Source organism: Niallia sp. M35 (genome assembly GCF_050971705.1).
GTDB classification, from domain to species: domain Bacteria; phylum Bacillota; class Bacilli; order Bacillales; family Cytobacillaceae; genus Niallia; species Niallia circulans_A.
Map to the genome: position 1 here is coordinate 115294 of NZ_JBPCEP010000002.1, position 21086 is coordinate 136379.

General features: G+C 34.1%; 21 protein-coding genes. 19 read left to right on the forward strand and 2 right to left on the reverse strand.

What is annotated here, in order from left to right:
* Positions 1-6 precede the first annotated feature (6 nt).
* The 6 genes from NiCM35_RS02635 to NiCM35_RS02660 all read left to right on the forward strand — a co-directional run bounded on the left by NiCM35_RS02635 (position 7) and on the right by NiCM35_RS02660 (position 4108).
* Complete coding sequence (locus NiCM35_RS02635; protein WP_095330021.1) at positions 7-456, forward strand: transcriptional regulator GutM; 450 nt, start codon at positions 7-9, stop codon at positions 454-456.
* A gap of 15 nt (positions 457-471) precedes the next feature.
* Complete coding sequence (gene srlA / locus NiCM35_RS02640; RefSeq protein ID WP_095330020.1) at positions 472-1023, forward strand: PTS glucitol/sorbitol transporter subunit IIC; 552 nt, start codon at positions 472-474, stop codon at positions 1021-1023.
* Positions 1024-1039: 16 nt separating this feature from the next.
* Complete coding sequence (srlE, locus tag NiCM35_RS02645) at positions 1040-2062, forward strand: PTS glucitol/sorbitol transporter subunit IIB (RefSeq protein WP_123257246.1); 1023 nt, start codon at positions 1040-1042, stop codon at positions 2060-2062.
* Entirely contained in the window at positions 2043-2486 is a 444-nt protein-coding gene (locus NiCM35_RS02650) for a PTS glucitol/sorbitol transporter subunit IIA (protein WP_235850258.1), read from the forward strand. The genes srlE and NiCM35_RS02650 overlap by 20 nt, the downstream gene beginning before the upstream one ends.
* A gap of 146 nt (positions 2487-2632) precedes the next feature.
* Positions 2633-3310 carry a transaldolase family protein gene (locus NiCM35_RS02655; protein ID WP_123259087.1) on the forward strand — a complete coding sequence of 226 codons (678 nt, stop codon included), beginning with the start codon at positions 2633-2635 and terminating at the stop codon, positions 3308-3310.
* Between the two features lie 21 nt (positions 3311-3331).
* A complete protein-coding gene (locus NiCM35_RS02660) occupies positions 3332-4108 on the forward strand; it encodes a Cof-type HAD-IIB family hydrolase (RefSeq protein ID WP_433778532.1) in 777 nt (258 codons plus the stop codon).
* A gap of 64 nt (positions 4109-4172) precedes the next feature.
* Here the strand turns inward: NiCM35_RS02660 and NiCM35_RS02665 are convergent, their stop codons facing one another.
* On the reverse strand, positions 4173-4571 hold the full coding sequence (locus tag NiCM35_RS02665) for a hypothetical protein (protein WP_433778534.1): 399 nt from the start codon (positions 4569-4571) through the stop codon (positions 4173-4175).
* A gap of 389 nt (positions 4572-4960) precedes the next feature.
* On the opposite strand from NiCM35_RS02665, the gene NiCM35_RS02670 reads away from it, so the two are divergent.
* From NiCM35_RS02670 to NiCM35_RS02690, 5 genes are all read left to right on the forward strand, one after another.
* On the forward strand, positions 4961-5899 hold the full coding sequence (locus tag NiCM35_RS02670; RefSeq protein WP_095330017.1) for a beta-ketoacyl-ACP synthase III: 939 nt from the start codon (positions 4961-4963) through the stop codon (positions 5897-5899).
* 70 nt (positions 5900-5969) lie between these two features.
* A complete protein-coding gene (fabF, locus tag NiCM35_RS02675; protein ID WP_047942462.1) occupies positions 5970-7211 on the forward strand; it encodes a beta-ketoacyl-ACP synthase II in 1242 nt (413 codons plus the stop codon).
* 265 nt (positions 7212-7476) lie between these two features.
* The gene (locus NiCM35_RS02680) at positions 7477-7899 is read left to right on the forward strand and encodes a Fur family transcriptional regulator (RefSeq protein WP_163187663.1); all 423 of its coding nucleotides are present in this window, start codon (positions 7477-7479) and stop codon (positions 7897-7899) included.
* A 347-nt stretch (positions 7900-8246) separates the two neighbouring features.
* Positions 8247-9002, forward strand: a complete 756-nt coding sequence (locus tag NiCM35_RS02685) for a DUF2268 domain-containing putative Zn-dependent protease (protein WP_235850257.1) — start codon at positions 8247-8249, stop codon at positions 9000-9002.
* Between the two features lie 342 nt (positions 9003-9344).
* On the forward strand, positions 9345-10091 hold the full coding sequence (locus NiCM35_RS02690; protein ID WP_047942457.1) for a YjbA family protein: 747 nt from the start codon (positions 9345-9347) through the stop codon (positions 10089-10091).
* Positions 10092-10416: 325 nt separating this feature from the next.
* Here NiCM35_RS02690 and trpS read toward each other — a convergent pair whose 3' ends face one another.
* Positions 10417-11406, reverse strand: coding sequence for a tryptophan--tRNA ligase (gene trpS / locus NiCM35_RS02695; protein ID WP_433778538.1), 990 nt, complete (start codon positions 11404-11406; stop codon positions 10417-10419).
* A gap of 680 nt (positions 11407-12086) precedes the next feature.
* Here trpS and NiCM35_RS02700 point away from each other — a divergent pair.
* The 8 genes from NiCM35_RS02700 (at position 12087) to spxA (ending at position 20687) form a co-directional block, all read left to right on the forward strand.
* Complete coding sequence (locus NiCM35_RS02700; RefSeq protein ID WP_095330014.1) at positions 12087-13700, forward strand: peptide ABC transporter substrate-binding protein; 1614 nt, start codon at positions 12087-12089, stop codon at positions 13698-13700.
* 185 nt (positions 13701-13885) lie between these two features.
* Positions 13886-14821, forward strand: a complete 936-nt coding sequence (locus NiCM35_RS02705) for an ABC transporter permease (protein ID WP_095330013.1) — start codon at positions 13886-13888, stop codon at positions 14819-14821.
* A gap of 2 nt (positions 14822-14823) precedes the next feature.
* Positions 14824-15741, forward strand: a complete 918-nt coding sequence (locus NiCM35_RS02710; protein WP_433778540.1) for an ABC transporter permease — start codon at positions 14824-14826, stop codon at positions 15739-15741.
* A gap of 12 nt (positions 15742-15753) precedes the next feature.
* On the forward strand, positions 15754-16821 hold the full coding sequence (locus NiCM35_RS02715; RefSeq protein ID WP_095330011.1) for an ABC transporter ATP-binding protein: 1068 nt from the start codon (positions 15754-15756) through the stop codon (positions 16819-16821).
* Between the two features lies 1 nt (position 16822).
* Entirely contained in the window at positions 16823-17749 is a 927-nt protein-coding gene (locus NiCM35_RS02720; protein WP_123259779.1) for an ABC transporter ATP-binding protein, read from the forward strand.
* 178 nt (positions 17750-17927) lie between these two features.
* Positions 17928-19133, forward strand: coding sequence for a putative glycoside hydrolase (locus NiCM35_RS02725; RefSeq protein WP_433778542.1), 1206 nt, complete (start codon positions 17928-17930; stop codon positions 19131-19133).
* A 5-nt stretch (positions 19134-19138) separates the two neighbouring features.
* The gene (locus NiCM35_RS02730; protein WP_095330008.1) at positions 19139-19714 is read left to right on the forward strand and encodes a GNAT family N-acetyltransferase; all 576 of its coding nucleotides are present in this window, start codon (positions 19139-19141) and stop codon (positions 19712-19714) included.
* A gap of 577 nt (positions 19715-20291) precedes the next feature.
* Entirely contained in the window at positions 20292-20687 is a 396-nt protein-coding gene (gene spxA / locus NiCM35_RS02735; RefSeq protein ID WP_016204317.1) for a transcriptional regulator SpxA, read from the forward strand.
* Positions 20688-21086 lie beyond the last annotated feature (399 nt).

Below are 21086 nucleotides of genomic sequence, written 5' to 3' on the forward strand. Positions count from 1 at the left end.
GAATGAATGGAACTAATTATAATTATGCTTTTAATAGCAGGAGCATTTGTTATTCAAATGGGATTGGGATTTTTACAGATTAAACATTTTACTAAAGGTTATTCGGAACTAAGAAGAATGGGAAAAGTAGCGATTGGGAAGAAACCTGGTCGGATTAAAGCAGGCACAATTGTTTTGTTTGCAATCAATAAAAATGGCAGAATCCTTGCCGCAAAAAAAATGCAAGGAGTCACCGTAATGGCGAAATTTCGAGATTTGCCAGGTTTTCTTGATAAGAATATTAGAAATTTAAAAGAAGAAGATTTAAAGCATTGCAATAAATTACTAAGAGATGCAATTTTAGATGCCTCGAATAATTACAAGATAATTATGAATGGTGGAGTCGTGCCAGAAAAAGATAGTTTCTTTAAAAGAATGATGATACGAGCAGAAAATGCCGTTTCATTTAAAAAATAAGAAGAGGTGTAATTCATGGATTATATCATAAAGTTTGCTGAAGGATTTAGAAATTTATTTGATACAGGAGCAGAGACGTTCATTTCCTGGATGACAGGTATAGTTCCAGTAGTGTTATTACTACTGGTAGCGATGAATACTATCATTCAATTAATAGGTGAAAATCGCATTAATCGTTTAGCGTCGGCTTCTTCCAAAAATCCATTATTAAGATATTTAGTTTTGCCATTATTAGGGACATTTATGTTAGGTAATCCAATGGGATTATCGTTAGGAAGATTTTTACCAGAGAAATATAAACCTAGTTATTATGCATCTGCATCTTACTTCTGTCACACAAGTAATGGACTATTTCCTCATATTAATCCAGGAGAGCTATTTATTTTCCTAGGAATTGCTGCAGGAATAGAACAATTAGGCTTTAGCACGGCTGATTTAGCGGTTAGGTACTTCCTTGTGGGATTAGTTATGAATTTCTTCGCAGGTTGGATTACGGATTTTACAACGAAAATGGTAGAAAAACAGCAAGGAATAAAATTAAATTCCGAAGTGAATTTAAATCATTAAGATGGAGGATACCGATATGGCACATTATCGAACGATAAAAATAAAAAAAGGGAATGGTGGATTTGGCGGTCCGCTGATAGTTACTCCAACGGAGCAAAGAAATAAAATTGTATATATTACTGGTGGAGGAGCAAAGCCAGATATAGTTGATAAAATTGTGGAATTAACAGGAGTGGAGGCGGTTAATGGATTTAAAACCTCTGTACCTGATGAGCAAATTGCCATTGCAATTATTGATTGTGGTGGGACATTAAGATGTGGGATTTATCCACAAAAAAGAATACCAACGATTAATATAATGCCTACAGGGAAAAGTGGTCCTTTAGCAAAATTTATCACAGAAGATATTTATGTGTCTGCGGTAGGATTAAATCAAATTGAACTTATGGAAAACGAAGCTGTCTTGGAGAATGCGAGTTCAGTAGATAAGGAAGATAATATACCTAAGAAAGAATATAAATATAGTACAGACAAAAAAATCTCTCAAACATTGGCTGAAAATCATAAACAAGGACTTCTTACAAAAATAGGGCTTGGAGCAGGGAAAGTAATCAGTACTTTTTATCAAGCTGGTCGTGAAGCAGTTCAAACATTAATTAATACAATTATTCCATTTATGGCATTTGTATCATTATTAATTGGTATCATTCAAGGTTCCGGAATTGGAAGCGTATTCGCTAATTTAATGTCTCCATTAGCAGGAAACATTATCGGTCTCTTATTAATCGGTTTAATATGCTCTTTACCATTTCTATCACCGTTATTAGGACCTGGGGCGGTAATTGCCCAAATTATCGGAACTTTAATAGGTGTTGAAATTGGTAAGGGGAATATCCCACCGAACTTAGCGTTACCTGCAGTTTTTGCTATAAATACACAATGTGCAGCAGATTTTATTCCTGTCGGGTTAGGTCTAGCAGAGGCAGAAGCAGAAACAGTAGAAGTAGGGGTACCGTCCGTTTTATATTCAAGATTTTTAATAGGGGTACCACGAGTATTCGTTGCTTGGTTAGCAAGTTTTGGATTATATAGTAATTAAGAAAGAGGATAATAAAACAACTAATGGAGGCGAATGGCATCTCAATATGCCGGTTAAGATGAAAACAATTTACGAAAACACAATTAATAGTATAGGGCCATTAGCCACAAGCTTTGTAGAAGAAAAGATGATCATTCTCTTTGGAGAGGGAGCACCTAAAGAATTAGCAGAATTTTGCTACGGAATTGAAGTAGTTGGTGTCAAGGATAGGATAAAAACAGGTCAGAAAGTAATGATAAATAATGAATCATATGAAATAACATCTGTTGGCGAAATTGTAGAACAAAATTTAACATCTATGGGACATATTACTTTACGCTTTAATGGGGCCACAACTCCTGAACTTCCTGGTACTCTTTATATAGAAGATAAAGACATGCCAGTTTTAGAAATTGGTACGAAAATACGAATTGTTTCCGAGTAAAAGATTCGATAGGAGATTTCCAATTAGAATTTATAAACATTGCAATGAGTTAAGTAAAAATAAGGTGCATGTTGATAATGAATTGGGAATCTTCTATTTTTAATTTTTTGCTAAATTTTTTTAAAAGAAAAGAGGAGAATCTTTCCATGAGACTATATATTGATTCAGCAAATTATGAGCAAATTGAAAGAATAAATGAATATTATCCCATTTCTGGTGTGACTACTAATCCTTCTATTCTCGTAAAGGAAAAAAAGCCCTATATTCAAGTTCTTCAAGATATTCGGAAAATAATAGGAGAAGAGAAAGAGCTTTTTATTCAAGTTATCGCAGATAATGCAAGTGAAATAGTAAAGGAAGCTGAGTATTTCCAAACAAGGATTTCAGGGAAGATAATTATAAAAATTCCTGTTACGGAAGAAGGGATAAAAGCAATAAAAGCGTTGACTGCTAAAAAAATACCAACGTTAGCCACAACGATATATACTCCATTTCAAGCATTAATCGCGGCAAAAGCAGGTGCAAAGTATGTTGCTCCTTATGTTAATCGGATTGATGATTTATCTGGAGATGGCATTCGTGTAGTGAGTGAAATAATTACTCTGTTTACCACACATAAAATTAGTACAGAGGTGTTAGCGGCAAGTTTTAAAAACGTACAACAGGTCTATGAAGCATGTTTAACTGGAGCTCATACTATAACTGTAGCTCCTGAAATAATTGAAAAATTAATTGATTTTCCAGCAACTACTAGAGATGTTAGGGTCTTTCAGAGTCAGTGGAAGGATACGTTTGGAAAGGGTGGAAATCCCCTTCTTAAGTAAATGAATGGGAGCGAAACAAATATGGAAACGAACAAAATTGTATTTTTTGATTTAGACGGAACACTTCTGACGAGTGAGCTTACTGTGTCAGATAGTTCTATTGCGGCAATTAAAAAATTAATGGAAAACGAGATTGAGCCTATTATAGCTACAGGTAGAACATTAATGGAAATAGGATATATATTAGAAGCAACAGGTATTAATTCAGTAGTTGCTATGAATGGACAGTATGTAGTGTATAAAGGAACAACGATTTATGAAAATCCATTAGAAGTAAGTGTAGTAAAAGAACTTCATCTGGATACTATTAAAAATAGGCATAAAATGGCGTTCTATAATGCGGAAAAGATTTGTGTTACAAATGAGGGTTCTACTTTAATTAGGAAGAATTATGAAAGAGTAGGTGGGAAATATCCTCCTATAAATGAATGCTTGTACAATCAAGAACCCGTTCATTTAATGTTAATTTTTTGTGAACCGGATGAAGAAGTCTATTATCAGGAGAAGTTCCCACATTTTCAGTTTATAAGAAATTCACCTTATGGATGTGATATTTACCCCAAAGGAAAGTCAAAGGCAACGGGCATAAAGTATTTGTTAACTCATTTAAATTGTTCTGTTGAGAATACGTATGCATTTGGAGACGGATTAAATGATTTAGAAATGTTTGAGCTCGTTAAATATCCAGTTGCAATGGGAAACGCATTTGATATTGTGAAAAAATCAGCCAGCTATGTTACAACTAGTAACGATGAGGATGGTATTGTAAATGGATTGCAATTATGTGGAATCATTTGATCCGTTAGTAAAAATTAAAAATAATAAAAGAGGATGGATTAACAAGTAATGATATCTTGCATAGTTAATCCATCCATTTTTTTATAAATGGGGTAATTTTCTTAAAAATAGGCTTTAAGTCATTTGCCGATGTCATAAACATATCAACGTTTTTAATCAGAAGCTCCATGTCAATTTGATTTAAAAAATTTGCTACCGCATCAATATTTACATTTTCATCTTTTTCTTCCACTTGCTTTGTATTTCCGCCACTTCTTCCAAGAATCCAATCATCCCCTTTCTCTCTTCTGTTGTAGGATGGTTTCTTGTCGTTATGCTGAGAATGTTCAATCTGTTGCTTTTTTCTAACGGATTGACGGTTTGTACCAAACATAAACATGGAAAAGTGATCAATTTCAATTTCTTCCTCTTCTATTTTTTCCTTGTCTTTTTCATCATAGAATTCATCTTTAAAATCCTCCACAATATTTCCTCCTATTTCACGATCATGGAATGATGCTCTTAATATGCTATGATAAATATCAAGGAATGCTTAGACCAATGTAATAGAAAGTAAAATATGTTGCAAAAGGGTAGAGGAATTTGATAAAATTAGTACCAAGTCATAATAATTGATAATAATATATACTGTATGAATACTATTTTCTTTTTTCTTGAATAACAGTTAGGAGAAACGAAGAAAATGGTAAGCTTCTTTGTTTGTGAATTACAAAAGGCACCGATTTAAACTCAACCAGACTGGCATTATTGTAGCAATCATTCTAATAAGATTTTATGAAAAGACTGTTCATATTAACAGTCATAAACGAAACATATACCGGATAACCGGTGACTATAAAGGAGCTGAAAGCTTTGGGAACAGGAATAATTGGTATTGGCCGTGAACTTCCAGAGAAAATTTTAACAAATTTTGATTTAGAAAAAATGGTTGATACGAATGATGAATGGATTAGAACAAGAACTGGGATAGAAGAACGAAGAATTGCAGACGACAATACAGATACATCTGATATTGCATTAGCTGCAGCACAGAAAGCAATTGATGATGCTGGTATTCACCCAGAAGATATTGATATGATTATGGTGGCAACTGTTACGCCAGATCAATCATTCCCTTCTGTTGCCTGTATGATTCAAGAGAAACTAGGAGCTAAAAAAGCAGCAGCGATGGATTTAAGTGCTGCATGTGCAGGTTTTATGTATGGGATGATAACTGCAAAACAATTTATTGATACAGGAGTTTATAAATATATACTAGTAGTTGGGGTAGAAAAGCTTTCTAAAATTACGAACTGGGAAGATCGCAATACTGCTGTTCTTTTTGGTGACGGTGCAGGAGCTGCTGTATTAGGGAAAGTTTCTGAAGGAAGAGGCATTCTTTCTTTTGAACTAGGGGCAGATGGTTCTGGTGGAAAACATCTTTATTTAGATGAGGAAGACTATATTTACATGAATGGTAGAGAAGTTTTTAAATTTGCTGTTCGCCAAATGGGAGAAAGCAGTGAGAATGTTTTGGTGAAAGCTGGTTTATCTAAAGAAGACGTAGACTTCCTTATTCCACACCAAGCTAATATTCGCATTATGGAAGCATCTAGACAAAGATTGAATTTACCGGAAGAAAAACTATCGAAGACAGTTCATAAATATGGAAATACAAGTGCTGCATCTATACCGATTTCATTGGTGGAAGAATTAGAGGCTGGTAAAATCAAAGATGATGATGTACTTGTAATGGTTGGTTTTGGTGGAGGTCTGACTTGGGGCGCGATTGCAATGCGCTGGGGTAGATAATAAATTACTTCCTATATAAATAGAACATACTTTTTAAGTTGATGATAATTACAAAAAAGGAGAAAAAGTCATGAGTACAAATAAAAGAGTAGTTGTTACTGGTATTGGTGCTGTAACACCGCTTGGTAATGATGCAATAACTACCTGGAAAAATATTGTTGCTGGAGTTTCTGGGATTGGACCATTAACTAGAATAAATGCAGATGAATATCCAGCTAAAGTTGCTGCAGAAGTGAAGGACTTTAATCCAGAGGATTTTATGGATAAAAAAGATGCTAGAAAAATGGATCGCTTTACACAATATGCAGTCGCAGCTTCCCTGATGGCTGTAAAGGATGCTGAATTGCAAATTACGGATGAAAACGCACCGCGTGTTGGGGTTTGGATCGGGTCTGGTATTGGTGGAATGGAGACTTTCGAAAATCAATATGAAACTTTCCAAAAAAGAGGATATAAACGTGTAAGTCCTTTCTTCGTACCAATGTTAATTCCAGATATGGCATCAGGACAGGTATCGATTACATTAGGAGCAAGAGGCGTGAATTCTTGTACGGTTACTGCTTGTGCAACGGGTACAAACTCAATCGGAGATGCCTTTAAAGTAATTCAGCGTGGCGATGCTGATGCGATGATTACTGGGGGGGCAGAAGCGCCGATTACTAAAATGTCAGTAGCAGGCTTCTGTGCAAATACTGCGTTATCTTTCAATCCAGATCCAAAAACAGCAAGCAGACCATTTGATGCAAATCGTGATGGCTTTGTTATCGGAGAAGGAGCAGGAATCGTTGTTCTTGAAGAATTAGAGCATGCATTAGCGAGAGGTGCTAAAATCTATGCAGAAATAGTTGGGTATGGTTCGACTGGAGATGCTTATCATATTACTTCCCCTGCACCAGGAGGCGAAGGTGGAGCAAGAGCAATGAAAATGGCAATCAATGATGCAGGACTTACTCCAGAAGATGTTTCATATATTAATGCACATGGTACAAGTACTGCTTATAACGATAAGTTTGAAACAATGGCAGTCAAAGAAGTATTTGGAGACTATGCTTATAAAGTACCAATGAGTTCGACCAAATCAATGACAGGTCACTTACTTGGTGCAGCAGGGGGAATTGAAGCTATTTTTAGCGTATTAGCAATAAAAGATAGCATCGTGCCACCAACAATAAATTTTGAAACAGCAGATCCAGATTGTGATCTAGACTATGTTATCAATACACATAGAAAACAAGAAGTAAATGTAGCAATGAGTAATTCCCTAGGATTCGGCGGTCATAACGCTACAATTGTGTTTAAAAAATATCAATAATTCATGGATTTTGTTTGAAAGAGCATTTAATAAAAAAACTGCTAAGCTTCATTTATTAATCGAGGCTTAGCAGTTTTTTAATGTTAAAATAAAATCTCCTTTATTTATAATTATTTTAAATTAATATTGACTATTATTATAAAGTGTATATAATTAAAACTATAATTCTATTATTTAACATAGAAAATTCGGAATGAATCAATTTATAAAGAAAACGTTTTCTTTAGAAGGTAAACTAGCATATCACGTAGAAAGGAAGAATTATATGCTTAGTATAGAAAGAGCTAAAAACCTCTTAAAAGAAAAAAATATACGTTTAACACCACAACGGCTAGAATTAATTAATATACTTTCTAAAGACAACAAGCATTGGACAGTAGATGAAATTTACCATGTCCTAAATGAGAATATGCCTTCGGTTAGTATTACAACTGTTTATAATAATGTTCATTTATTTACGGAATTACAATTATTAAAAGAAATACAATTCGGAGAAGGATTAAGTAAATATGAATGGAAGAAAGAGGAGCATTATCATATTGTCTGTAGTGATTGCGGAGAAATAGTTGATATTTGGTATCCTACGTTAAGGGAGGTAGAGGCATTTGCGAAATCCATATCTAAATTCCATATCAGTTCCCACAGCCTCCAATTTTATGGAACCTGTGAGCAGTGTTCAAAAGCATGAACGAAAACAAGAAACTATTTGTTTAGAATGTAAACAACCAATCAAAAAATTAAAGCATTCCATCCGATGTGGATGTGGAAGTAGAATATTGAAAGATTTTCAGAAATAAAGCTAAATATACAAATTTATTTGGATTACAAAGAAAAGGATAGACAAAGGAGAACTGGGAGTGCGTTCTTCATTGTCTATCCTTTTTTGTATAGGGAGGTTTTGAAAAGCCTGACTGCTATCAAGGTTAAATAGTAAGTCATTTAGTATCAATACGCTGCCAGCTCTGGAACCTCTAATTTCGATTTCCATATACTGTTTAAATGAATAGGAAAAAAGAATGAAGAGGGGAAATAGCAGTGGGGGTAATCAAAACAAATAAATGGTTAGAAGATAATTTTTATGAACCAACTACAATATGTGAACATTTTCAATCAGCATTTGATGGAGATAAGCCTCAAAATATATATCGATATTTAATGAGATTTGGGATGTATAAGCCATCAAGACATTCGAGACAAGCATTTGAGAAGATGAAGGAACAAGATACGTGGAGTAAAGTAGAACGGATTTTTTTTAAGTATAAGAAAAAATGGAAGGGGCCAGATATACCTATATACGTATTTCCTTTTCAGTCTTCTTGGAGAGGAGACGAAAATAAATCTGGTGTATCGTTTCCTGATCAACTCTTCTTATTTATTGATGATGTCGAAAATGAAAAAGAGCTAGAAGCCCTTTTTATTCATGAATATCATCATGTATGCCGAATTCATTACCAAAAGAAAGCTATAGAGGATTATACCTTACTAGATTCCATCATAATGGAAGGATTAGCGGAGCTTGCGGTGAAAGAAAACTGCGGAGAAGCCTATAATGCTAATTGGTGTCACTTGTATGATGAAGAAGAAATAAAGCAATTTTGGGAGACAGAGCTTAAGGAACATTTACATGTAAAGAAAACAGAAGAGAAACATGATGATTTATTGTATGGTTATAGACGCTATCCCCGTCTTATTGGCTATAATACAGGTTTTTATCTTGTGAATTCTTTACATTCCAAGCAAAAAATCTTAGAAAAAGATCATTTCACAATTAATAGTGAAGCTTTTTTGTAATACTATACTACTATTTGAATGACGAGTTTAGCAGAATAGCTCGTCTATTTTTTATGGGAACATTGAAAGGGGATATCCTCTTTATAAAAAAGACATGTTAGCGAAAGTTTGTACATATTATGTTAATAGGTTATAAAAATGATTGTTCAATTTTTAGGATGAACTTTAGCAATATATTTAAAGAGAAAAATGATATTCCGCTATATGTATGCCTATTACTAGGGAAACTGGAACATAAAGAGAAAATCGTCATAAAAAAAATAATCCTTTGAAAATAGGAATAAATTTACTAAGCTCTGACAATACTTATGGACAAACAGTTGTTGAAGTGAGGGATAAAATATGCAGTATCTTCATGATGTTTGGGTAAATTGGTTTGAAGGGGAAGAAAACGGATATAATGTATGTCACTTTCATGAATGGCGAAAAGATGATGGTGTTGAATTATTGGACCAAGTTCCACTTTTGAAAGTAGATTCATGCTTATACAATTACATAGAAAATGACTTGGCAGAAATACCACGACAATTATTAGAAGAGATTTATCAGAAGGCATATCTACGAAAGAATCATGAACGAATTCAATTAGATTATTGTTTTGTTGTTTCTGATGGGATTGGTCTTTTAGTAGTAGATACAATCGGATACTCTGTTCCCATTCGAAAAAGCCGAATGATACCTAGACAAGAACAATTGGCCTATGAATTGCTTGAAAATCAAGAAACGATTTATTATAACTTTCAAAACACGGAAGAGAAAAAGGAGTTCCATATACTATCACCTGATCCTCATGTGATGAATGGATTAACGAGAAAAGAAAGGCAATTAAAGCAATTACTGTTTATGGCATTAGATCAACTACATTCTTCTGAAAACGTAGCAGAAGTTCGTTATTGGTATACAGAATGGAGCCCAGAACGCTATTTTGAAATTCAGCATTTAGATTTTGAGCATGCATGGAATGAACTATATGAGTGTACAAAATACGGATGGTCTAAAAAGCATGAACAGTTTTGTGAGAATATTATAAAAGGTCAGCCCTTTTTTGAAAAGCTTTGGGAAATGGAGCATGGTCCGAAAGTAAATTAATAGTAACCAATTTAATAAAATTAATAGGATAAAAAAGCCTGCCACTTAAGTATCCTAGCACTAAGTTAAACCCAAACACTCTGAGGAGATAGCAAGTATATTTCCAGTGATTGTTTGGGTTTTATTCGTCATTTTGCGAAATTTCATCAGGAAAAGGTAACAGGGAAGGCTTCTCTGTTATAAAGACAAATTGCCCCTGATATAATTTTTCTCACACATCCCATAAATTCGTGTCAACTGTAATTCCCCATCTAATATCTTCCCCCTACTGATTTGGAGCATAAAAAAACGATGGCGTTAACCATCGTTTTGATAAGGGAGGGGCTTAACGACGTTTACGTCCTAATCCCATTGCGTTTTCCATTTTTTTAATCATTTTCCCTGCCACTTTATTTGCTTTTGCCGCACCTTCGTCTAAAATGTCATCTAATTCAGTTGAATTCATTAGCTCATTGTATTTTTCTTGAATTGGTTTTAATGCATCCACTACAACGTTGGCTAAGTCAGACTTGAAATCTCCATATCCTTTTCCTTCGTACTTTTCTTCAAGGCTTTGGATACTTTCCCCTGAAAGAATAGAATAAATTGATAAAAGGTTGGAAACCCCTGGTTTATTTTCTCGATCGAATTTAACGATACCTTCAGAGTCTGTTACCGCACTTTTAATCTTCTTCGTAATCTGTGCTGCCTCGTCCAATAAAGTGATGGTTGCCTTATTATTTGTATCAGATTTACTCATTTTCTTTGTAGGATCCTGTAAGGACATAATGCGAGCTCCTACTTTTGGAATGCGTACTTCAGGAATAGTAAGAATATCATTATATTTTTTATTAAAACGCTCGGCTAGATCACGAGTTAATTCAAGATGTTGTTTTTGATCTTCTCCAACTGGAACAATATCTGTACTATATAGAAGGATATCTGCAGCCATTAATGGTGGATAGGTTAATAATGCAGCAGAAACAGCATCTTTACCAGTTGATTTGTCTTTGAATTGTGTCATTCTTTCTAATTCGCCGATATAAGAAATACACTGCATCACCCAAGCTCCTTGGGCATGGGCTGGTACTTCTGATTGAATAAATAAAGTCGCTTTATTAGGGTCGATTCCTACAGCTAAGTACAGAGCTGCTAGGCTGCGAATATTGTTTCGAAGTACTATGCGATCTTGAGGCACTGTAATGGCATGTTGATCCACAATACAGAAGAAACAATTGTATTCATCTTGTAGCTCCACGAATTGACTTAATGCACCTATATAATTCCCTAATGTAATGGTGCCGCTTGGTTGAATCCCAGAAAAGATAGTTTTCATCAAATACTTCCTCCAATATGTATTCTAGACCCTTGATTAGTTTATGGATGTTTCTAATCAAGCGGTTTATTCTATTTAATAGTTTATTTTAGAGCCATGGTTATCTGCAAGAGAAACAGTTTTCTTCAAGCAAATACGATAGTACTGTTAAAAATAGAATCTAGAAACTTAATGATCAATATCATTATTATAACCATTTTAGCATGATTAGTTGATATGCAAAGGCTGTTTTCTTAAAGTTTGCCAATTTTAATAAAAAAGAATAGATGCAACTAATATGCGAGGAATAAATTTAAATTCTGATAAATTTATATTAATATAATTATTCTGTAGATTTATATATTTCAGATTTGTTTTTATTCTACAAAATTCTACAAAATTCCACAAAGTTCTTGCGTGTTGAATAATCCAATTATATAATTGTCATTGCGAATGGATTAGGTAGTAATATTTCAGACTATTTAAAAACATGTAAGAATACATAAATAATTTGTAATGAATGAAATAATTATTCCTGTATAATATTTTGTGCGTTTTATTGTGCTCTATTTTAATTGGAAACTGTCATTTATTCTAATTGACTGACTATTTAGGAAATGATTGCTTGTGTATTCTGAGGTTTAGAGTGGGAAAGATATTTTCGAAGTTCCATTTGAGGAAATTATTAAGGGGGTAATTACATGAGAAAAAGAATGGTTGTACTAATGAGTTTAGTGCTTATACTCAGTGCTTTTCTTGCTGCATGTGGTAATAACAAAGGTGGTAGTGATAAAGCATCACAAAATCTTCGTTTAAATATTGTTTCAGAGCCACCAACATTACATCCAGCATTAGCTACAGATTCAACATCTGGTGGAGTGTTAATTCAAACTTTTGAAGGGTTAACTCGAATTGATAAAGATGGAGTTCCGCAGCCAGCTATGGCAGAAAAAATCGATATATCAGATGATCAGTTAACTTACACGTTCAAAATCCGCGAAGATGCAAAATGGACAAATGGTGATCCAGTAACGGCAGCAGACTTTGAATATGCTTGGAAATGGGCACTTAATCCTCAAAACCAATCACAGTATGCTTATCAACTATATGCCATTAAAGGTGCTGAAGCAGCAAACAATGGTAAAGGTAGTCTTGATGATGTTGCTATTAAAACAGTAGATGAAAAAACGTTAGAAGTAACATTAGTAAACCCAACGCCATATTTCTTACAATTGCTAGCTTTCTATACTTATTTCCCAGTTAATAAAAACGTTGCAGAAGCAAATCCAGATTGGTATAAAAATGCTGGAGATGATTATGTAACGAATGGTCCTTTCAAAATGACGGAATGGAATCATAGTGAGTCTATCCTTTTAGAAAAGAACGAAGACTATTGGGATGCAGACAAAGTTAAATTAGAAACAGTAGAAATGACAATGGTAGAAGATCCAACAACAGAATTAAGCATGTTTGATAACGATGAATTAGATTGGGCTGGCTTACCTTTTGGTGCATTACCTACTGATTCTATTAAAGCTTTAAAAGATAAAGGTGACCTAAATATCAAAGCGATAGCAGGTACTTATTGGTATAAATTTAATACAAATGAAAAGCCATTTAACAATGAAAATATTCGTAAAGCTTTAACATATGCGATAGATCGTAAAGCAATTGTTGAGCAAATTACACAAGGTGGACAAATTCCAGCAACAGCAGTTGTTCCTCCAACCATGTTTTCAGAAAACGAAAAAGGTTATTTTAAAGATAAAGATATCAAAGCAGCAAAAGCAGCTCTGGAAAAAGGTTTAAAAGAGGAGGGCTATGCAAGTGTAAAAGACTTACCAAAAATCACATTATCATATAATACCGGTGAAGCGCATGCTAAGATTGCACAAGCGGTTCAAGATATGTGGAAGAAAAATCTTGGAATTAATGTAGAGCTAGATAATGAAGAATGGCAAGTTTATCTAGAGAAAATTGATTCTGGTGACTACCAGGTTGGACGTATGTCATGGTCTGGTGACTATAATGACGCATTTAATTTCCTAGAATTATACCGTGATGCAAACGGAGGAAATAACGATACTGGGTGGGAAAATCCAGAATACCAAAAACTTCTTGATGCTTCACAAAAAGAGACAGATGAGGTAAAACGCAAACAATTATTACAAGATGCAGAAACTATTTTAATGAACGAACTTCCGATTGCACCTGTTTATTTCTATACAAATACATGGGTACAAAAAGATAATCTGAAAGATGTAGTCATTTCAGGTTTAGGAGAAGCACAGTTAAAATGGGCACATTTTGAATAATACAATGGTTCGCTTTGTTCATTCATCATGCTTTAGGCAATTCGAATTTTTATGAAAGTACAAAGCTAAAGAGAAAAAAGAGGCTGCCTTATTTAACGAGTGATACTTTCTTAGTAAGCTCGTTTCCTAGGGCATCCTCTTCCTTGCTAATTGGCATTGTTTTAGAAAAAAATGGAGGTAAAACCATGATAAAGTACTTAACAAAACGTTTGCTGTTTATGGCGTTATCCTTATGGTTAATCATTACAGCTACGTTTTTCTTCATGAGGATGGCACCAGGTAACCCATTTACATCGGAAAAGAAAATGCCGCCTGCAATTGAAGCAAATTTAAATGCCCATTATGGACTTGATCAGCCTTGGTATGTTCAATATGGAGAGTATTTGCTAAGAGTTGTTCAATGGGATTTTGGTCCATCTTTTAAATATAAGAGCCAAACAGTGAATCAATTAATCAATGAAGGATTCCCAGTATCATTAGTCTTGGGTGTAGAAGCAATTTTTATCGCCTTGGCCATTGGTGTTACATTAGGTGTAATTGCTGCTTTAAGACATAATAAATGGCAAGATTATCTGGCAATGATTGTTGCTGTATTAGGAATATCAGTACCTTCGTTTATTATGGCAGCTTTTTTGCAATATATTTTGGCAATGAAGCTAGGGATATTCCCTGTAGCAAGATGGGGAACATTTATGCAAAGTGTTCTGCCAGCAATCGCATTAGCAGCTGGTCCTACAGCATTTATTGCTCGATTAACTAGATCTTCTATGCTAGAAGTATTAAGCAATGATTATATTAAAACAGCAAAAGCAAAAGGAATAAGCGGCTTTAATATTACAGTGAAGCACGCCATCCGCAATGCGATTCTTCCGGTTGTTTCATACATGGGGCCATTATCGGCTGGGATTGTTACAGGTAGTTTTGTTATTGAGAAAATTTTTGGTATTCCAGGTCTTGGATCACAGTTTGTTAAAAGCATAAATAACCGTGATTATACAGCGATTATGGGCGTAACAGTTTTCTATAGTATTATCCTGTTAGTATCTGTTCTTCTTGTCGACTTATTGTACGGATTAATAGATCCTCGAATTAAACTATCGGGCGGGAAGAAAGGAGCGTAAAGATGCAAGAAATTTCGAAAGATAAATTTGAAATAGTCGGCAACAGTACCATAGAATCAGAGAAAATATCAAAAGCAAGTCTGTCTTTTTGGAAAGATGTTTTTACTCGTTTTAAGAAAAATAAACTTGCGGTTTTTGGACTTGTTCTTTTAATTCTTTTAATTGTTATGTCTTTAATAGGGCCGTTATTAACTCCGTATAATTATTATGAGAATGATTATACAAAAACGAATCAGCCTCCAAGTGCAGAACATTATTTTGGAACAGATGATCTTGGCCGAGATATGTTTGCGCGGATTTGGTATGGTGCGAAAATATCACTATTTATTGGGGTAGCCGCAGCATTGATTGATTTAGTTATCGGCGTAATCTGGGGAGGGATTGCAGGTTATAAAGGTGGCAAAACCGATGAAGTAATGATGCGTATAGCGGACGTATTATATGGTATTCCTTATCTTTTACTAGTAATTCTTTTAATGGTTGTTCTTGGCCAGGGAATATGGACGATGATTCTGGCAATGAGTATTACTGGCTGGATTAATATGGCGAGAATGGTTCGAGGACAAGTATTATCCTTAAAGAGCCAAGAATATATTCTTGCTTCCAGAACGCTAGGAGCAAGTGTTTCAAGAATTATGAGCAAGCATTTAGTCCCAAATGCAATGGGGCCAATTCTTGTGACATTAACTTTAACTGTACCTAATGCTATTTTTACAGAGGCATTTTTAAGCTATCTTGGATTAGGATTAACTCCTCCATTAGCCAGCTGGGGAACGATGGCTAATGATGGAATCGGAGCACTGCAATATTATCCATGGCGATTATTTTTCCCTGCCATGTTTATCTGTTTAACAATATTTTCCTTTAATGTTATTGGCGATGGAATCCGAGATGCTCTTGATCCAAGACTACGTAAGTAAGGAGTGAGATACATGGAAAAATTATTAGAAGTAAAGGATTTACAAGTCTCATTCCATACGTATGGAGGAGAAGTGCAGGCAGTTCGTGGAGTATCCTTTGATTTATACAAAGGAGAAACATTAGCTATTGTTGGTGAATCTGGATCAGGTAAAAGTGTTACGTCCCAAACATTAATGAAATTAATCCCGATGCCTCCTGGCCATATTAAAGGTGGACAAATTTTATTTGATGGAGAAGATATTGTTCAAAAAACAGATAAAGAGATGGAAAGTATCCGTGGGAAGGAAATGAGTATGATCTTCCAAGATCCTATGACATCTTTGAATCCGACTATGCGTATTGGTACACAAATCATGGAAGTACTGATAAAACATCAGCAAATGAACAAGGAAAAGGCAAAAAAGAAAGCAATTGAATTGTTAAGTTTAGTTGGAATTCCTAAACCAGCGAAAAGAGTGGATCAATATCCGCATGAATTTTCTGGTGGGATGAGACAACGTGCGATGATTGCTATTGCTTTAGCGGCTAATCCACATCTATTAATTGCAGATGAACCAACAACAGCTTTAGATGTTACGATTCAAGCGCAAATTTTAGATTTAATGAAAGATTTGCAAGAGAAAATGAATACAAGCATTATCTTCATTACCCATGATTTAGGGGTAGTGGCAAATGTGGCTGATCGTGTTGCTGTAATGTATGCTGGCCAAATTGTTGAAATGGGAACAGTTGATGAAATTTTCTACGATCCTAGACATCCTTATACATGGGGGCTTCTTGCATCTATGCCAAGTTTAGACAATGATAATGAAGATGAGCTTGCTGCTATTCCAGGAACACCTCCAGATTTAACGAATCCTCCTGTAGGAGATGCATTTGCTGCGAGAAATCCATTCGCATTAGCAATTGATTTTGAACAAGAGCCGCCAGTGTATCAAGTGTCTGAAACACATTTTGTGAAATCGTGGTTACTGCATCCGAATGCGCCAGCAGTAGAACCACCAGCTTCAGTTAAAGAAAGAATAAGAACGTTACCCTCTAACTTTGAAACACCAGTATTAGTAAAGGGGGATAAATAAAATGGCAGAAAAGTTATTAGAAATAAAAAATCTGAAGCAGTATTTCAATGTCGATACTCCTAATGTTGTCAAAGCAGTAGATGATATTACCTTTGATATTTTCAAAGGAGAAACATTAGGTTTAGTAGGCGAATCTGGCTGTGGGAAATCTACAACTGGTAGAACAATTATCCGCCTTTATGATGCAACAGGCGGTCAAGTTTTATTTAATGGAGAAGATGTTCATGGAAGAAAATCAAGAGCGGAATTAAAGAAATTTAATCGTAAAATGCAAATGATTTTCCAAGACCCGTATGCTTCTTTAAATCCTCGAATGACCGTTGCTGATATAATTGCAGAAGGCATTGATATTCATGGTTTAGCGAAAAACAAAAAAGAGAGAATGGAAAAAGTATATGAGCTGCTTCATACAGTTGGTTTAAATAAAGAGCATGCCAATCGTTATCCGCATGAGTTCTCAGGCGGTCAAAGACAAAGAATTGGAATTGCGCGTGCATTAGCTGTAGATCCAGACTTTATTATTGCTGATGAACCAATTTCTGCATTAGATGTTTCTATTCAAGCACAGGTAGTAAACTTGATGAAGAAGCTTCAAAAGGAAAAGGGTTTAACCTATCTATTTATTGCCCATGATTTATCCATGGTGAAATATATTAGTGATCGTATTGGTGTGATGTATTTCGGGAAATTAGTGGAAATAGCGCCTGCAGATGAATTATACAATAATCCGATTCATCCATATACACAGTCGTTATTGTCAGCGATTCCTCTGCCAGATCCAGAAACAGAGCGAACAAGAAAAAGAACGGTTTATGATCCAGCGGTTCATCAATATCAAGAGGGTGAAGAGCTTAAAATGAGAGAAATTAAACCAGGACATTTCGTTTATTGCTCTGAAAGTGAATATAAAAAATATAAAATACAATGAGAGAATAAGTAAATCCCAAGCCGGCAATCCTTGATTGTCGGCTTTTTAGAATGGTTGCCTACGCACAGTTGGGAAATTGCTAGATTATGCTTGATTGTGTTTGTTACAATAAAAGGGATACATCATGGATAGAGTCTCAATAGATAATAGATACTGTATGTAGATGGGAGTTTTCACGATGAAAAAGAAAATATTATCCATTGGATTAAGTATATATTTGTTGATCCCCAATATTGCATTTGCAAAAGGGGAAAAGGTAATTCCTAAACAACCAACTAAACAAGTAGAAATTATGGTTAAACATTTGCCAGCTTCTTTACCTAGAATGAAGACTAACCTTAATTTTACATATCCGGATGCTGTGAGAGGTATTTATGTAAACAGTCAATCCATTGAAGGAAACAAATGGAGTCAATTAATGGAATTAGTGAAAACGACAGATTTGAATGCTATGGTAATTGATTATAAAGAAGATCATGGTAATTTGACTTTTATGCCGGAAGAGGATTCGCCTTATAGAGAAATTGGCAGCCAATCGATAAAAAATATGACAGTGCTTTTACAGGAGCTTGAAAAGGAAAAAATTTATCCGATTGCGCGAATTGTTGTCTTTAAAGATTCTATATTAGCTAAGGAAAAACCCGAATGGTCTTTTGTCCAAGGAGAGAAGGTTTGGACGAATGGGAGAGGAGAAGCGTTTGTTAACCCGTTTGAAAAAAAGGTCTGGGATTATAACATTAATATTGCTATCGAAGCAGCTAAAATGGGGTTTCAAGAGATACAGTTTGATTACGTGCGTTTTCCAGAGGGATTTGAAAATAAAGGAGATCTACTAAGCTATACGAAAGGAGATTATCGTAAATTAAATAAGAATGAAGGGGATAAACGAGTAGACGCAGTTACAGATTTTGTTCAATATGCAAAAGAAAAATTAAAGCCATATAATGTGAAAGTTTCTGTTGATATATTTGGATATACAGCAACCATAGAAGAAGCCCCTGGGATTGGTCAAAATTTTTCAAAAATAAGCAAACATGTAGATGTTATTTCTTCTATGATCTATCCAAGTCACTGGACAAATTATTTTGGGATTGAAAAACCCGATTTATTCCCCTATGAACTTGTAAGGGAGTATATGAAAGTAGAAAAGCAAAAATTAAATCAATTAGAGAACCCACCTATTTCAAGACCGTGGCTACAGGATTTTACAGCTGCCTGGCTGGGTAAAGATAATTATCAAGTATATGGAAAAGAAGAGGTTCAAAAACAAATTGAAGCTTTGAATGATCAAGGAGTTAATGAGTTTTTATTATGGAATGCTGGGAATAATTATACGAAGAATGTCGATTATACACCGAAAAATAAAGAGGATAAAGGAGATTAAATTAGATGCATTGGTACGATAAGTTAAATCAATATTTTCCTGTGGAAGAAATGAAATCACAAGAACATATGGAAGCATTACTAAAAGACTTTCCAGAATATTATCATAAGGATGAAGGGAAGTATCATGTGTTAATGTATGTGGAAGCAGAGGATTTTGTTTTTGTCGATTATTTATTTGTCTCTGACGAAGCAAGAGGGCAGGGGCTTGGTCATCAATTAGTGGAAAAACTGAAAAAAAAGGGAAAACCGATTATTTTGGAAGTGGAACCGATAAATTATAAAGATAGTGATACGAAAAAACGGCTGAAATTTTACCGGCGAGAAGACTTTAAGCATGCAACCTCTATTGGTTATAGACGTTTATCGTTAGCAACTAGGGAAGTGAATGCAATGGAAATTCTCTACTGGGCACCTAATAATGAAGGAGAAGATGTCGTTTATCAAGCATTGGTAAGAACATATAATAAAATTCACACATATAAAGATTTACAGTTTTACGGAGAATCATATGAACCAGTTGATGAGGTAGTCCAACTAAATTTGGAACAAAAACGAAAAAATTTATTTGATGAAATTTGATTAAAGTGTAATAAAATATCCTCAAGGTGACAGTCCTCCTATGAAAGGAGCGGTCACCTTGTAATGAAGAAGATAACTGATGTCGATTAGCTGCTATATTTAATGTTGAATTGTATTAAAATCTTTTTATATTTTCATTAAAATCTCCTTAATTGAGAATAGATAGAGGTTTAATAGAAAGAAATATTGGGTATATAATCAGAAAATATATATTTAGAACAAATATATTAACAGATGAGATAATTTTTTGAAACTTTTTTGGTTTTCAAACGTCTATAATGATAAGTAACAAAATAACTGAAGGATTCGTACTTTCATAACGAGTTTTTCTTACATAAAGGAGGAGAATCACAGCAAATACCTATAGCAGCTTATATACAGAAATTAATGATACTTGTGGATAAATTTTTTAAAACATATACCATAAAGCAAACAATTAGTGTATAATAATTAATATAAATTACTTGATTGAATTAATTATAATTTAAGAATTAGCAAGAAAATAACTCAAGTTATTTATAATCATAATGAATGTAGTTAATTACATGTCTAAATAAAGGGAGCGTGAATTTGTAAAATGGTAACATTATACACTTCACCAAGTTGTACATCCTGCAGAAAAGCAAAAGCATGGTTAGAGGAACATGAAATCGCATATAAAGAAAGAAATATATTTTCTGAACCGCTTTCTATTGAGGAAATTAAAGAAATTCTTCGTATGACGGAAGATGGAACAGATGAAATTATTTCAACAAGAAGTAAAACTTTTCAAAAGTTAAATGTGAATTTAGAAACAATGCCATTACAAGATTTGTTTGGTATTATTCAAAATAATCCAGGTCTATTAAGACGTCCAATAATCATTGACGAAAAAAGACTACAAGTAGGATACAATGAAGATGAAATTCGCAGATTCTTACCAAGAAAAGTTCGTACTTTCCAGTTAAGAGAAGCACAAAGATTAGTTAACTAATTAAGAAGAAAGTATAAAAAAATCTGGCTTAAGGCGGTACTAAATGAAAATTTGGTATCGTTCAGTCAGGTTTTTCTTTTTTTATAGTAATCAAGAAAAAACAGAGGTTTTCCTAGTTACTTAAGGTAGAAAACAATCTAACTTGATTAGATAGTCTGGTTAAAGTGTTAGTAATTGTCTGGACTTTTTAGTTTGAAATAATTTCTATGAGGTAATACTACTAAATATAATGATACAGGAATATGGTATAAAAAAGAACTAATTGCTGACTTCGAATAAGCCTTCATTTATTTAGATAATTGAAAATTGTGAATGGTTTTTGAATAGGCATTTAATGGTTTTTTCCATTCCCAAGATATTTTAATTCCATTTATACTGCTTTTGTCATAAAATATAAAG

Excerpts from the sequence above, each read along its gene's own strand:
- NiCM35_RS02680 (WP_163187663.1), top strand. The coding sequence starts at position 7,477 with ATGCTTAGTATAGAAAGAGCTAAAAACCTCTTAAAAGAAAAAAATATA.
- trpS (WP_433778538.1), bottom strand. The coding sequence starts at position 11,406 with ATGAAAACTATCTTTTCTGGGATTCAACCAAGCGGCACCATTACATTA.
- NiCM35_RS02730 (WP_095330008.1), top strand. The coding sequence starts at position 19,139 with ATGCATTGGTACGATAAGTTAAATCAATATTTTCCTGTGGAAGAAATG.
- srlA (WP_095330020.1), top strand. The coding sequence starts at position 472 with ATGGATTATATCATAAAGTTTGCTGAAGGATTTAGAAATTTATTTGAT.
- srlE (WP_123257246.1), top strand. The coding sequence starts at position 1,040 with ATGGCACATTATCGAACGATAAAAATAAAAAAAGGGAATGGTGGATTT.
- NiCM35_RS02710 (WP_433778540.1), top strand. The coding sequence starts at position 14,824 with ATGCAAGAAATTTCGAAAGATAAATTTGAAATAGTCGGCAACAGTACC.
- NiCM35_RS02700 (WP_095330014.1), top strand. The coding sequence starts at position 12,087 with ATGAGAAAAAGAATGGTTGTACTAATGAGTTTAGTGCTTATACTCAGT.
- NiCM35_RS02715 (WP_095330011.1), top strand. The coding sequence starts at position 15,754 with ATGGAAAAATTATTAGAAGTAAAGGATTTACAAGTCTCATTCCATACG.
- NiCM35_RS02655 (WP_123259087.1), top strand. The coding sequence starts at position 2,633 with ATGAGACTATATATTGATTCAGCAAATTATGAGCAAATTGAAAGAATA.
- NiCM35_RS02660 (WP_433778532.1), top strand. The coding sequence starts at position 3,332 with ATGGAAACGAACAAAATTGTATTTTTTGATTTAGACGGAACACTTCTG.
- NiCM35_RS02720 (WP_123259779.1), top strand. The coding sequence starts at position 16,823 with ATGGCAGAAAAGTTATTAGAAATAAAAAATCTGAAGCAGTATTTCAAT.
- NiCM35_RS02635 (WP_095330021.1), top strand. The coding sequence starts at position 7 with ATGGAACTAATTATAATTATGCTTTTAATAGCAGGAGCATTTGTTATT.
- spxA (WP_016204317.1), top strand. The coding sequence starts at position 20,292 with ATGGTAACATTATACACTTCACCAAGTTGTACATCCTGCAGAAAAGCA.
- fabF (WP_047942462.1), top strand. The coding sequence starts at position 5,970 with ATGAGTACAAATAAAAGAGTAGTTGTTACTGGTATTGGTGCTGTAACA.
- NiCM35_RS02705 (WP_095330013.1), top strand. The coding sequence starts at position 13,886 with ATGATAAAGTACTTAACAAAACGTTTGCTGTTTATGGCGTTATCCTTA.
- NiCM35_RS02725 (WP_433778542.1), top strand. The coding sequence starts at position 17,928 with ATGAAAAAGAAAATATTATCCATTGGATTAAGTATATATTTGTTGATC.
- NiCM35_RS02690 (WP_047942457.1), top strand. The coding sequence starts at position 9,345 with ATGCAGTATCTTCATGATGTTTGGGTAAATTGGTTTGAAGGGGAAGAA.